This window comes from Stenotrophomonas sp. A3_2 (assembly GCF_036624925.1).
Taxonomy (GTDB): domain Bacteria; phylum Pseudomonadota; class Gammaproteobacteria; order Xanthomonadales; family Xanthomonadaceae; genus Stenotrophomonas; species Stenotrophomonas hibiscicola.
Window position 1 is genome coordinate 1 of sequence record NZ_JAZKVY010000392.1, and the last position, 367, is coordinate 367.

The 367-nt window shown below is 71.7% G+C and carries 1 protein-coding gene; it reads left to right on the forward strand.

The window, feature by feature from the left end:
• Nucleotides 1-367, forward strand: a 367-nt coding sequence (locus R5H29_RS22830; RefSeq protein ID WP_332329902.1) for an agmatine deiminase family protein, incomplete at both ends; no start/stop codon positions are given.

Genomic DNA, 367 nt, shown 5'->3' on the forward strand with positions numbered 1-367 from the left:
CGTGCGGGTCTTCGCCGCCGATTTCGTTCTGGAGGGCGGCGCGATCCACGTGGACGGCGAGGGCACGGTGCTGACCACGGAGCAATGCCTGCTGCACCCCAACCGCAACCCGCATCTCGGGCGCGCGGATATTGAGGCCAATCTGCGGAACTGGCTTGGCGTCGAGACGGTGCTCTGGCTCGGCGAGGGGCTGGAGAACGACGAGACCGACGGGCATGTGGACGACATCGCCTGCTTCGCCCGGCCCGGCGTGGTGATCGCGGCGGTGTGCGCGGACCGGACGGACGCCAACCATGCCGTGCTGGCCGACAACCTCCGCCGCCTGCGCGCGGCGCGGGATGCGCGCGGGCGCGCGCTGGAGGTCGTG